Genomic DNA, 12800 nt, shown 5'->3' with positions numbered 1-12800 from the left:
GAACCCGGTACGGATTCTGTTCTTCAAACGGGGTAAACAGGTCAGTCAGCCTGCAGCATCGCTTCCAGCTGTTCCTGCGCGTCGAGCCACGCCATCTCGCACTCTTCGAGACTGGATTTGGTCTTCGCCTGGGTTTGCAGGCAGTCGGTCAGCTCCGCTTTGCGGCTCTGGTCATACAGGCCGCTATCGCCAAGCTTCTCTTCAACGACAGCCAGCGTGGCGTTGAGTTTTTCCATCTCTTTTTCGAGACGGGTAATCTCTTTACGCAGCGGCTGCGTCTGGGTGCGAAGCTCCGCTTCACGGCGCTTCTGGTCTTTACGCGCCTGCGCGCTGTTGGCGTTGTCTTTCGCTGACTCTTCCGGCTGGTTTTCCTGCTTCTGCACGTCCGTCAGCCACTGCTGGTAGTCTTCCAGATCGCCGTCGAACGGTTCAACTTTGCCGCCGTGCACTAAATAGAGATCGTCCGTGGTGGAGCGGATCAGGTGACGGTCGTGCGAAACCACAACTAGCGCGCCTTCGAACTCGATCAGCGCTTCGGTCAGCGCCTGGCGCATGTCGAGATCCAGATGGTTGGTCGGTTCATCGAGCAGCAGCAGGTTCGGGCGCTGCCAGACGATCAGCGCCAGCACCAGGCGGGCCTTTTCGCCGCCGGAGAAGCGCTCGGTGTTTTCAGTCACCTTATCGCCCTGGAAGCCAAAGCCGCCGAGATAGTCGCGCAGCTTCTGCTCCATCTCCTGCGGCGCCAGACGCGCGAGGTGCTGAATCGGCGATTCATCCGCGCGTAAAAATTCCAGCTGATGCTGGGCGAAGTAACCCAGCTTGATGCCCTTCGCGAGGCCGATTTCGCCGCTGACCGGGTTAAGCTCGCCCGCCAGCAGTTTGATCAGCGTCGATTTACCGGCGCCGTTACGCCCCAGCAGGCCAATGCGTGAACCCGGCACCAGGTTGAGCTTGATGGAATCGAGAATAATGCGGTCGGCATAGCCCGCGCTGACTTTCTCCATCTTCAGCAGTGGGTTAGGCAGGCTTTCCGGCTCGCGGAAGCTGAAGTGGAACGGGTTATCCACGTGCGCCGGGGCGATCATCTCCATACGTTCCAGCATCTTGATGCGGCTCTGGGCCTGCTTGGCTTTTGAGGCTTTGGCCTTAAAGCGATCCACAAAGCTCTGCAGGTGCGCCACGCGCTGCTGCTGGCTTTCGTACATGGACTGCTGCTGGGCGAGACGCGTCGCGCGCTGGCGCTCGAAGGAGCTGTAGTTGCCGGTGTACTCGAACATCGTTTGCTGTTCGATATGAATGATTTTATCCACTACCGGGTCAAGGAAGTCGCGGTCGTGGGAGATCAGAATCAGAGTGCCCTGATAGCTCTTGAGCCACTTCTCCAGCCAAATAACCGCATCGAGATCGAGGTGGTTGGTCGGTTCGTCAAGCAACAGCAGGTCAGAGCGGCAGATCAGCGCCTGCGCCAGGTTAAGACGCATACGCCAGCCGCCGGAGAAGTCGCTGACCGGGCGTTCCAGCTGTTCGTTGCTGAAGCCCAGGCCGTGCAGCAGGCTGGAGGCGCGGGAGCGAATGGTCCACGCGTCGATGGCGTCCAGCTTGCCGTGAACGGTGGCGATGGCGTGGCCGTCGTTGCGCTCGTTAGCAGCATGAAGTTCCGCTTCGAGCTTGCGGTATTCACGGTCGCCGTCGATAACATAGTCGAGTGCCGGTTCGCTCAGCGCCGGCGTCTCCTGGTTTACCCAGGCGAGCTGCCAGTTCCCCGGGAAGGTAAAGTTACCGCCATCCGCGCTAATCTCGTTTTTCAGCAGCGCCAGCAGGGTGGATTTACCGCAGCCGTTTTTGCCGACCAGACCCACTTTTTGGCCCGGGTTGATGGTAGCAGTGGCGTTATCCAGCAGGACGCGCACGCCGCGACGAATTTGTAACGAGGAGAAAACAATCATAGAAGCGCCGTATGTTCCGACTATGTTAATTTGTCATTATGATAATGTAAGGTGTGGGCCATTTTCCGCACCGGGCCGCCATGGTAGCCCAAAACAGCGACGATACACAAAAACAGAAACAAGACCGGGAGGGGAATGATGTCTCAGACAGCAAAAGTGCTGCTGCTGTATGCCCATCCGGAATCTCAGGACTCGGTGGCAAACCGGGTGCTGCTTAAGCCGGCCACACAGCTTAGTAACGTAACGGTGCACGATCTCTACGCGCACTATCCTGATTTCTTTATTGATATCCCTTACGAGCAGGAACTGCTGCGTCAGCATGACGTGATTGTGTTCCAGCATCCGCTTTATACCTATAGCTGTCCGGCGCTGCTGAAAGAGTGGCTGGACCGAGTGCTGAGCCGGGGCTTCTCCAGCGGGGTGGGGGGCAACCAGCTGGCGGGAAAGTACTGGCGTAGCGTGATTACGACCGGTGAACCCGAAAGCGCTTACCGCCACGACGGGCTGAACCGTTATCCGATGAGCGACATCCTGCGGCCATTCGAGCTGACGGCGGCCATGTGCCGTATGCACTGGATGAGCCCGATTATTGTCTACTGGGCGCGGCGTCAGGATCCGAAAGAGCTGGCAAGCCACGCCAGAGCCTATGGTGAATGGCTGGCGTCACCCATTCCGGCAGGAGGTCGTTAATGGAAGGATCGAATTTGCTCCTCGCCGGGGTGCTGTTTTTATTTGCGGCCGTCGTCGCGGTGCCGCTTGCTGCACGGATTGGTATCGGCGCGGTGCTGGGGTATCTGCTGGCGGGGATCGCGATTGGCCCCTGGGGGCTGGGATTCATCAGCGATGTCGATGAGATTCTCCATTTCTCCGAGCTGGGCGTGGTGTTCCTGATGTTCATCATCGGCCTTGAGCTGAATCCTTCGAAATTGTGGCAGCTTAGACGCTCTATCTTTGGCGTGGGCGCCGCGCAGGTGTTGTTCAGCGCCGCGATTCTGGGTGGCCTGTTAATGCTGACGAATTTCTCCTGGCAAGCGGCGGTGATAGGCGGAATCGGCCTTGCGATGTCGTCGACGGCAATGGCGCTGCAGCTGATGCGCGACAAAGGGATGAATCGCAACGAAGCCGGTCAGTTGGGCTTTTCGGTGCTGCTGTTCCAGGATTTGGCGGTGATCCCGGCGCTGGCGCTGGTGCCGCTGCTGGCGGGGTCCGGAGACGATCACTTCGACTGGGCTAAAATCGCCATGAAGGTGTTGGCCTTCGCGGGCATGCTGATTGGCGGTCGTTTCCTGCTGCGTCCCGTGTTCCGCTTTATTGCCGCGTCTGGCGTTCGCGAGGTGTTTACCGCCGCGACGCTGCTGCTGGTGCTGGGATCGGCGTTGTTTATGGACGCGCTGGGGCTGTCGATGGCGCTCGGGACCTTTATCGCCGGGGTGCTGCTGGCGGAGAGCGAGTATCGTCACGAGCTGGAAATTGCCATCGATCCCTTCAAAGGGCTGCTGTTAGGCCTGTTCTTTATTTCGGTCGGGATGGCGCTTAACCTCGGTGTGCTCTATACCCATCTGCTGTGGGTGGTCGTGAGCGTCGCCATCCTGGTGGCGGTGAAGATGCTGGTGCTGTACGTGATGTCACGTATCTACGGGCTGCGCAGTTCGGAACGCATGCAGTTTGCCAGCGTGTTGAGCCAGGGAGGCGAGTTCGCGTTTGTGCTGTTCTCCACCGCATCTTCCCAGAAGCTGTTTAAAGACGATCAGATGGCGCTTTTGCTGGTGACGGTCACGCTGTCTATGATGACCACGCCGCTGCTGATGAAGCTGGTGGATAAACTGCTGTCGCGTCGCCTGAATCCAACTGACGATGAAGACGAAGCGCCGTGGGTGGAAGACGACAAGCCGCAGGTGATTGTGGTGGGCTTTGGCCGTTTCGGACAGGTTATCGGGCGTTTGCTGATGGCGAACAAAATGCGCATTACGGTACTGGAGCGGGATATCAGCGCGGTCAACCTGATGCGTAAATATGGCTACAAGGTTTACTATGGCGACGCGACCCAGCTCGAGCTGCTGCGCTCGGCGGGGGCCGAAGCGGCAGAGTCCATCGTAATTACCTGTAACGATCCGGAAGACACGATGAAGCTGGTGGAGCTGTGCCAGCAGCATTTCCCGCATCTGCATATTCTGGCGCGTGCGCGGGGACGTGTTGAAGCTCACGAATTGTTGCAGGCGGGTGTGAAACACTTCTCCCGTGAGACGTTCTCCAGTGCGCTGGAGCTGGGCCGTAAGGCGCTGATCTCGCTCGGCATGCATCCGCATCAGGCGCAGCGCGCCCAGATGCACTTCCGCCGGCTGGATATGCGGATGTTGCGCGAGCTGATGCCGGTACATACCGATACGGCGCAGATCTCCCGCGTGCGGGAAGCGCGTCGCGAGCTGGAGGAGATCTTCCAGCGAGAGATGCAACAGGAACGACGCCAGCTTGATGGCTGGGATGAATTTGAATAAAGGGTAACGAAAGATGGCTGTACGTAAACGCTTTATCGCGGGTGCAAAATGCCCGACCTGCCAGGCGCAAGATACCCTGGCGATGTGGCGGGAAAATAATGTTGATGTTGTTGAGTGTGTTAAGTGCGGTCACCAGATGCGTGAGGCCGATAAAGAGGCCCGCGATCACGTTCGCAAAGAAGAGCAAGTTATCGGGATTTTTCATCCGGACTAGCGATATGCCCTGAGTTTTTTTAAGCTAAAGGGTACACGGGTGCAGATTTCCGCTACAATCTGCGCCAGCAATTTTCCCACGCTCAGGAGATATCATGAAAGTAGCAAAAGACCTGGTGGTCAGCCTGGCCTATCAGGTACGTACAGAAGACGGTGTGTTGGTTGATGAGTCTCCGGTGAGTGCGCCGCTTGACTACCTGCATGGTCACGGTTCCCTGATTTCTGGCCTGGAAAACGCGCTGGAAGGTCATGAAGTTGGCGACAAATTTGACGTTGCTGTAGGCGCGAACGACGCTTACGGTCAGTATGACGACAATCTGGTTCAGCGCGTTCCTAAAGACGTGTTCATGGGCGTTGACGAACTGCAGGTTGGCATGCGCTTCCTGGCTGAAACTGACCAGGGTCCGGTTCCTGTTGAAATCACCGAAGTGGAAGATGACCACGTCGTGGTTGACGGTAACCACATGCTGGCTGGCCAGAACCTGAAGTTCAACGTAGAAGTTGTTGCGATCCGTGAAGCGACCGAAGAAGAGCTGGCTCATGGCCACGTTCACGGTGCACACGGTCACGACCATGATCACGATCACGGCCACGACGGCTGCTGCGGTGGTCACGGCCACGATCACGACCATGGTCACGACCACGGTAAAGGTGGTTGCGGTAACGGCGGCTGCGGCTGCCACTAATACCCGTCGTCTTTCAAGTCGCAGGTGCGTTGGCTGCGCTTTCAAACCCCTGTCACATAGTTATCTATGCTCCCGGGGATTTTCAAGCTTGCCGCCTTCCTGCGACTCGAAATCCATAGGGTATTTGGTATGTAGGCCCGGTAAGCTTCGCGCCACCGGGCACAAAAAAAGCGGGATTATCCCGCTTTTTTTACGCCTCAATAATGAGGAGGTGGCGTCTCTTCTGACTGAGAGGCAATGTTTGACGGCTGTGTAGCCTTCAGCTTTTCCGTCAGCAGGCGCATATGATCCCGCAGTTTTGCCATTTCGAGCTCATGTGCGGTCACGGTCTGGTTTAGCTCTTCGATGGTGATGTCCTGAAAAGCCAGGCGGCTTTCCAGCTCAGCCATTCTCGCTTCTATTGCTGTATCCTTCATCATTCACCTCGTTTGTTTCAGATTCGCCATAATGGCCCTGCGGCGGCGCAGTTTAACTGAGTTTATCCTTAAGTACAGTCTGCATCCCTTTGGCAGGAAACTTATTTAAACAAAAATAGTCTGAAAAGTGGCGAGAATTGGAAGTGTCTGTCTGTAGATTTCTTCCGCAACGTTTTATAGTACGTAACTCATTTACGTTTAACGCTGGGGTGAGAGTCCCCAGGCCCTGGAGATATGGATGAAATCACTGTTTAAAGTAACGCTGCTGGCGACGACGATGGCTGTTGCGCTGAACGCGCCGCTGTCATTCGCTGCTGATACTGCTGCGAAGCCTGCTGCCACTGCAGACAGCAAAGCGGCGTTCAAAAATGACGACCAGAAATCCGCCTACGCACTGGGCGCATCTCTGGGTCGCTACATGGAAAACTCTCTGAAAGAACAAGAGAAACTGGGCATCAAACTGGATAAAGCTCAGCTGATCGCGGGCGTTCAGGACGCATTTGCTGATAAGAGCAAGCTGTCTGACCAGGAAATTGAACAGACTCTGCAGGCGTTCGAAGCGCGCGTGAAGGGTGCCGCGCAGACCAAGATGGACGCGGACGCTAAAGACAACGAAGCGAAAGGTAAAGCCTACCGCGACACCTTTGCCAAAGAGAAAGGTGTGAAAACCTCTTCTACTGGCCTGGTGTACAAAGTTGAGAAAGAAGGCACCGGCGATGCGCCTAAAGACAGCGACACCGTTGTTGTGAACTACAAAGGTACGCTGATCGACGGTAAAGAGTTCGATAACTCTTACACCCGCGGTGAGCCGCTCTCCTTCCGTCTGGATGGTGTGATCCCGGGCTGGACTGAAGGCCTGAAAAACATCAAGAAAGGCGGCAAGATCAAGATGGTTATCCCACCGGATCTGGCCTATGGCAAAACCGGCGTTCCGGGTATCCCTGCTAACTCTACGCTGGTCTTTGACGTAGAGCTGCTGGATATCAAACCGGCACCGAAAGCGGATGCGAAAGCAGACGCACCGGCTGACGATAAAGCCGCTGCTGCTAAGAAGTAATGTTGAAAAAAAACCGCCGCCTTTAAGGCGGCGGTTTTTTTATTGTGGGGCAGATATAATTAACACTGGAAAGCGCTACGCACGCTGTATTAATTTAGTTGTCCGTGTAGATAATGAGCCTGCCCTGAAAACCTAACGACAGGCTCCTGAAAAGGAGTGTTTTTTTCATGTCCAGGTCGCTTTTAACCAACGAAACCAGTGAACTTGATTTGCTGGATCAACGTCCTTTCGATCAGACCGACTTCGATATTCTGAAATCCTACGAAGCGGTAGTGGACGGGTTAGCGATGCTCATTGGCTCCCACTGCGAAATCGTATTGCACTCCCTGCAAGATCTGAAGTGTTCCGCCATCCGCATTGCGAATGGTGAGCATACTGGCCGTAAAATTGGTTCGCCAATTACCGACCTTGCATTGCGTATGCTGCATGACATGACCGGCGCGGACAGCAGCGTCTCCAAATGCTATTTCACCCGCGCCAAAAGCGGCGTGCTGATGAAATCAGAAACCATCGCGATTCGAAACCGCGAGCATCGTGTTATTGGGCTGCTGTGCATCAACATGAACCTTGATGTGCCATTCTCGCAAATCATGAGCACCTTTATTCCACCAGAAACGCCGGATGTTGGCTCTTCTGTTAACTTTGCCTCCTCTGTTGAAGATCTGGTGACGCAGACGCTTGAGTTTACGATTGAAGAGGTGAATGCCGATCGCAACGTCTCGAACAACGCCAAGAATCGTCAGATCGTGCTCAATCTTTATGAAAAAGGGATTTTTGATATTAAAGACGCCATCAACCAGGTGGCCGATCGTCTGAACATCTCCAAGCACACGGTCTACCTCTACATTCGCCAGTTCAAAAGCGGCGATTTCCTGGGACAAGACAAGTAATGCGTTTTGCGTTAATGGTGACAGGCCCGGCGTACGGTACTCAGCAGGCCAGCAGCGCGCTGCAGTTTGCGCATGCGCTACTGGCGGCCGGACACGAGCTGGCGAGCGTCTTCTTCTATCGGGAAGGGGTGTATAACGCGAATCAGTTTACGTCACCGGCGAGCGACGAGTTCGATCTGGTGCGTTCCTGGCAGGCATTAAACGAAAAGCAGGGCGTAGAACTGCACATCTGCGTGGCGGCGGCACTGCGCCGCGGCGTGACCGATGCAACCGAAGCCGCGCGTCTTGGTTTATCGGGTTCTAACCTGCAGCCCGGCTTTTCGTTGAGTGGCCTGGGTGCACTGGCACAGGCGGCATTGACCTGCGACAGAGTGGTGCAATTCTGATGAAGCGTGTCGCGTTTGTTTTTTCCTCCGCACCGCACGGCAATGCGTCAGGCAGAGAAGGGCTGGATGCGCTGCTCGCGACCTCAGCATTGACCGAAGATATCGGTGTCTTCTTTTTGGGCGACGGCGTATTTCAGCTTCTGGCGGGGCAACAGCCTCAGGCCATTCTGGCGCGTGATTACATCGCAACGTTCAAAGTGTTACCGCTTTACGATATCGAAACCTTCTATGTCTGTGCCGACTCCCTGGCCGCGCGCGGTTTAAACGAGGCAACGCCTTTCGTGCTGGATGTGACAGTCATGTCTTCTGCTGCATTGCGCGAACACCTTTCCCACTACGACACCGTTCTGACTTTCTGAGGCTGACATGCTCCATACTCTGAGCCATTCACCGTGGCAATGTGATATCGACGCGTTACTGAGTATGCTGCGCGAAGGTGATGATCTGCTGCTGATTCAGGATGGCGTGCTTGCCGCACTGGAAGGCAGTCGTTTCGTTGAAATTCTCACGAATGCCCCCATAACAGTCTCTGCGCTGAAGGACGATCTGGATGCGCGGGGTCTTTCTGGTCAAATTTCAACCAAAATTGACGTGGTTGGCTATACTGATTTCGTCAATCTTACTGTGACGCACGCCAGTCAAATGAACTGGTGATTTGAGATCGCTGTATATTTCTTGACACCTTTTCGACGTAGCCCTAAAATTTCGCGTCCTCATATTGTATGAGGTCGTTTTATTACGTGTTTACGAAGCAAAAGCTAAAACCAGGAGCTATTTAATGGCAACAGTTAACCAGCTGGTACGCAAACCACGCGCACGCAAAGTTGCAAAGAGCAACGTGCCTGCGCTGGAAGCCTGCCCGCAGAAACGTGGTGTATGTACTCGTGTATATACCACCACTCCTAAAAAACCAAACTCCGCACTGCGTAAAGTATGCCGTGTGCGTTTGACTAACGGTTTCGAAGTGACTTCCTACATCGGTGGTGAAGGTCACAACCTGCAGGAACACTCCGTGATCCTGATCCGTGGCGGTCGTGTTAAAGACCTTCCGGGTGTTCGTTACCACACCGTTCGTGGTGCGCTCGACTGCTCAGGTGTTAAAGACCGTAAGCAGGCTCGCTCCAAGTACGGCGTGAAGCGTCCTAAGGCTTAATGGTTCTCCGTTAAGTAAGGCCAAACTGATTTATCTTAATGTCAAACTAAACTCTTTGAGTTTTGGACAATCCTGAATTAACAACGGAGTATTCCCATGCCACGTCGTCGCGTCATTGGTCAGCGTAAAATTCTTCCAGATCCGAAATTCGGATCAGAACTGCTGGCAAAATTTGTAAATATCCTGATGGTAGATGGTAAAAAATCTACTGCAGAAGCAATCGTATACAGCGCGCTTGAGACCCTGGCTCAGCGTTCTGGTAAAAATGAACTGGAAGCTTTCGAAGTCGCTCTCGACAACGTTCGCCCAACCGTAGAAGTTAAGTCCCGCCGCGTTGGTGGTTCTACTTATCAGGTTCCAGTTGAAGTTCGTCCGGTTCGTCGTAATGCTCTGGCAATGCGTTGGATCGTTGAAGCTGCTCGTAAACGCGGTGATAAATCCATGGCTCTGCGTCTGGCGAACGAACTTTCTGATGCTGCAGACAACAAAGGTACTGCAGTTAAGAAACGTGAAGACGTTCACCGTATGGCAGAAGCCAACAAGGCGTTCGCACACTACCGTTGGTAATCCCTTCGGAGTATTAGTCACCAGGCGGGCGCTTCAGAGAAGCCGCCCGCTCTGGGTAACTTAACTGAACGCCTAAAGATATAAACGAGGAATCAAATGGCTCGTACAACACCCATCGCACGCTACCGTAACATCGGTATCAGTGCGCACATCGACGCCGGTAAAACCACTACTACCGAACGTATTCTGTTCTACACCGGTGTAAACCACAAAATCGGTGAAGTTCATGACGGCGCAGCCACCATGGACTGGATGGAACAGGAGCAGGAGCGTGGTATCACTATCACCTCCGCAGCGACTACTGCATTCTGGTCAGGTATGGCTAAGCAGTACGAACCGCATCGCGTAAACATCATCGACACCCCAGGGCACGTTGACTTCACCATCGAAGTAGAACGTTCCATGCGTGTTCTTGACGGCGCGGTAATGGTTTATTGCGCAGTTGGTGGTGTTCAGCCACAGTCTGAAACCGTATGGCGTCAGGCGAACAAATATAAAGTTCCACGCATCGCGTTCGTTAACAAAATGGACCGTATGGGTGCTAACTTCCTGAAAGTTGTTGGCCAGATCAAAACCCGTCTGGGCGCGAACCCTGTTCCGCTGCAGCTGGCAATTGGTGCTGAAGAAGGCTTCACCGGCGTTATCGACCTGGTGAAAATGAAAGCCATCAACTGGAACGATGCAGACCAGGGCGTTACCTTCGAATACGAAGATATCCCAGCTGCAATGCAGGACCTGGCTGACGAATGGCACCAGAACCTGATCGAATCCGCTGCTGAAGCTTCTGAAGAGCTGATGGAGAAATACCTGGGTGGTGAAGAACTGACTGAAGAAGAGATCAAAAAAGCTCTGCGTCAGCGCGTTCTGAACAACGAAATCATCCTGGTAACCTGTGGTTCTGCGTTCAAGAACAAAGGTGTTCAGGCGATGCTGGATGCGGTAGTTGACTACCTGCCATCCCCGGTTGACGTTCCTGCGATCAACGGCATCCTGGACGACGGTAAAGATACTCCGGCTGAGCGTCACGCAAGCGACGAAGAGCCATTCTCTGCACTGGCGTTCAAAATTGCTACCGACCCATTCGTGGGTAACCTGACCTTCTTCCGCGTTTACTCTGGTGTGGTTAACTCCGGTGACACCATCCTGAACTCCGTGAAAGCGGCGCGTGAACGTTTTGGCCGTATCGTACAGATGCACGCTAACAAACGTGAAGAGATCAAAGAAGTTCGTGCGGGCGACATCGCTGCAGCTATCGGTCTGAAAGACGTGACCACTGGTGACACCCTGTGTGACCCGGATCACCCGATCATTCTGGAGCGTATGGAATTCCCTGAGCCGGTAATCTCCATCGCAGTTGAACCAAAAACCAAAGCTGACCAGGAAAAAATGGGTCTGGCTCTGGGCCGTCTGGCGAAAGAAGACCCATCATTCCGCGTATGGACTGATGAAGAATCTAACCAGACCATCATCGCTGGTATGGGTGAACTGCACCTGGACATCATCGTTGACCGTATGAAGCGTGAATTCAACGTTGAAGCGAACGTGGGTAAACCTCAGGTTGCTTACCGCGAAGCGATTCGCGCGAAAGTTACCGACATTGAAGGTAAGCACGCTAAGCAGTCTGGTGGTCGCGGTCAGTACGGTCACGTTGTGATCGACATGTACCCACTGGAGCCGGGCTCTAACCCGAAAGGTTACGAGTTCATCAACGACATCAAAGGTGGTGTAATTCCTGGCGAATACATCCCAGCCGTTGATAAAGGCATCCAGGAACAGCTGAAAGCGGGCCCTCTGGCTGGCTATCCGGTTGTTGATATGGGTGTTCGTCTGCACTTCGGTTCTTACCACGACGTTGACTCCTCTGAACTGGCGTTTAAACTGGCTGCGTCTATTGCCTTTAAAGAAGGCTTTAAGAAAGCAAAACCAGTTCTGCTTGAGCCAATCATGAAGGTTGAAGTAGAAACTCCTGAAGAGAACACCGGTGACGTTATCGGTGACTTGAGCCGTCGTCGCGGTATGCTGCGTGGTCAGGAATCCGAAGTAACTGGCGTTAAGATCCACGCTGAAGTTCCGCTGTCTGAAATGTTCGGATATGCAACTCAGCTGCGTTCTCTGACCAAAGGTCGTGCATCATACACCATGGAATTCCTGAAGTATGATGATGCGCCTAACAACGTTGCTCAGGCCGTTATTGAAGCCCGTGGTAAGTAATCCACAGGATTAAAACCTAAGTCCCGTGCTCTCTCCACAGGGGAGAGCACTATAGTAAGGAATATAGCCGTGTCTAAAGAAAAATTTGAACGTACAAAACCGCACGTCAACGTTGGTACTATCGGCCACGTTGACCATGGTAAAACTACCCTGACTGCTGCAATCACTACCGTTCTGGCTAAAACCTACGGTGGTTCTGCTCGTGCATTCGACCAGATCGATAACGCACCAGAAGAAAAAGCTCGTGGTATCACCATCAACACTTCCCACGTTGAATATGACACCCCGACTCGCCACTACGCACACGTAGACTGCCCAGGCCACGCCGACTATGTTAAAAACATGATCACCGGTGCTGCGCAGATGGACGGTGCGATCCTGGTTGTTGCTGCGACTGACGGCCCAATGCCTCAGACTCGTGAGCACATCCTGCTGGGTCGTCAGGTAGGCGTTCCTTTCATCATCGTGTTCCTGAACAAATGCGACATGGTTGATGACGAAGAGCTGCTGGAACTGGTAGAGATGGAAGTTCGTGAACTGCTGTCTCAGTACGATTTCCCGGGCGACGATACCCCAATCGTTCGTGGTTCTGCTCTGAAAGCGCTGGAAGGCGAAGCTGAGTGGGAAGCGAAAATCATCGAACTGGCTGGCTTCCTGGATTCCTACATCCCAGAACCAGAGCGTGCGATTGACAAGCCATTCCTGCTGCCAATCGAAGACGTATTCTCCATCTCCGGTCGTGGTACCGTTGTTACCGGTCGTGTAGAGCGCGGTATCATC

Annotated in this window: 15 protein-coding genes; 13 read left to right on the top strand and 2 right to left on the bottom strand. The window is 54.1% G+C overall.

The window, feature by feature from the left end; translation table 11 throughout:
- Positions 1-41: 41 nt before the first annotated feature.
- On the bottom strand, positions 42-1946 hold the full coding sequence (locus SPG90_RS18845) for an ABC transporter ATP-binding protein (RefSeq protein WP_023309463.1): 1905 nt from the start codon (positions 1944-1946) through the stop codon (positions 42-44).
- Positions 1947-2081: 135 nt separating this feature from the next.
- Here SPG90_RS18845 and kefG point away from each other — a divergent pair, with 135 nt between their 5' ends.
- The 4 genes from kefG (at position 2082) to slyD (ending at position 5340) form a co-directional block, all read left to right on the top strand.
- Positions 2082-2636, top strand: coding sequence for a glutathione-regulated potassium-efflux system ancillary protein KefG (gene kefG / locus SPG90_RS18840; protein WP_021242220.1), 555 nt, complete (start codon positions 2082-2084; stop codon positions 2634-2636).
- Positions 2636-4441, top strand: coding sequence for a glutathione-regulated potassium-efflux system protein KefB (kefB, locus tag SPG90_RS18835; RefSeq protein ID WP_023309462.1), 1806 nt, complete (start codon positions 2636-2638; stop codon positions 4439-4441). Before kefG ends, kefB begins: the two co-directional genes overlap by 1 nt.
- Before the next feature lie 13 nt (positions 4442-4454).
- Entirely contained in the window at positions 4455-4655 is a 201-nt protein-coding gene (locus tag SPG90_RS18830) for a YheV family putative zinc ribbon protein (protein ID WP_033146793.1), read from the top strand.
- A gap of 94 nt (positions 4656-4749) precedes the next feature.
- Positions 4750-5340: a peptidylprolyl isomerase gene (gene slyD / locus SPG90_RS18825; protein ID WP_014833521.1), complete on the top strand. Its 591-nt coding sequence runs from the start codon at positions 4750-4752 to the stop codon at positions 5338-5340.
- Positions 5341-5537: 197 nt separating this feature from the next.
- Here slyD and SPG90_RS18820 read toward each other — a convergent pair whose 3' ends face one another.
- Positions 5538-5756, bottom strand: a complete 219-nt coding sequence (locus SPG90_RS18820) for a protein SlyX (RefSeq protein ID WP_023309461.1) — start codon at positions 5754-5756, stop codon at positions 5538-5540.
- 238 nt (positions 5757-5994) lie between these two features.
- Between SPG90_RS18820 and fkpA the strand changes: the two genes are divergently transcribed.
- The 9 genes from fkpA to SPG90_RS18775 all read left to right on the top strand — a co-directional run.
- Entirely contained in the window at positions 5995-6813 is an 819-nt protein-coding gene (gene fkpA / locus SPG90_RS18815) for an FKBP-type peptidyl-prolyl cis-trans isomerase (protein WP_023309460.1), read from the top strand.
- A 167-nt stretch (positions 6814-6980) separates the two neighbouring features.
- A complete protein-coding gene (locus SPG90_RS18810; protein WP_003861697.1) occupies positions 6981-7703 on the top strand; it encodes a helix-turn-helix transcriptional regulator in 723 nt (240 codons plus the stop codon).
- Entirely contained in the window at positions 7703-8089 is a 387-nt protein-coding gene (tusD, locus tag SPG90_RS18805) for a sulfurtransferase complex subunit TusD (RefSeq protein ID WP_023309459.1), read from the top strand. Before SPG90_RS18810 ends, tusD begins: the two co-directional genes overlap by 1 nt.
- Entirely contained in the window at positions 8089-8448 is a 360-nt protein-coding gene (gene tusC, locus SPG90_RS18800) for a sulfurtransferase complex subunit TusC (RefSeq protein ID WP_045357598.1), read from the top strand. The genes tusD and tusC overlap by 1 nt, the downstream gene beginning before the upstream one ends.
- Positions 8449-8455: 7 nt before the next feature.
- Complete coding sequence (tusB, locus tag SPG90_RS18795) at positions 8456-8743, top strand: sulfurtransferase complex subunit TusB (protein ID WP_023309457.1); 288 nt, start codon at positions 8456-8458, stop codon at positions 8741-8743.
- Positions 8744-8867: 124 nt separating this feature from the next.
- Positions 8868-9242 carry a 30S ribosomal protein S12 gene (gene rpsL / locus SPG90_RS18790; RefSeq protein ID WP_000246815.1) on the top strand — a complete coding sequence of 125 codons (375 nt, stop codon included), beginning with the start codon at positions 8868-8870 and terminating at the stop codon, positions 9240-9242.
- Positions 9243-9338: 96 nt separating this feature from the next.
- On the top strand, positions 9339-9809 hold the full coding sequence (gene rpsG / locus SPG90_RS18785; RefSeq protein ID WP_004106370.1) for a 30S ribosomal protein S7: 471 nt from the start codon (positions 9339-9341) through the stop codon (positions 9807-9809).
- A gap of 96 nt (positions 9810-9905) precedes the next feature.
- Entirely contained in the window at positions 9906-12020 is a 2115-nt protein-coding gene (gene fusA / locus SPG90_RS18780) for an elongation factor G (protein ID WP_008503004.1), read from the top strand.
- Between the two features lie 69 nt (positions 12021-12089).
- Positions 12090-12800 (top strand): elongation factor Tu (locus SPG90_RS18775; RefSeq protein WP_322408271.1); only part of this gene is annotated, 711 nt, incomplete at its 3' end.

Origin of the sequence: Enterobacter sp. D2, from assembly GCF_034427575.1 — a bacterium.
GTDB lineage: Bacteria > Pseudomonadota > Gammaproteobacteria > Enterobacterales > Enterobacteriaceae > Enterobacter > Enterobacter cloacae_M.
Note: the sequence above shows the minus strand (reverse complement) of the source record. Positions and strands in the feature narration are given on the sequence as shown.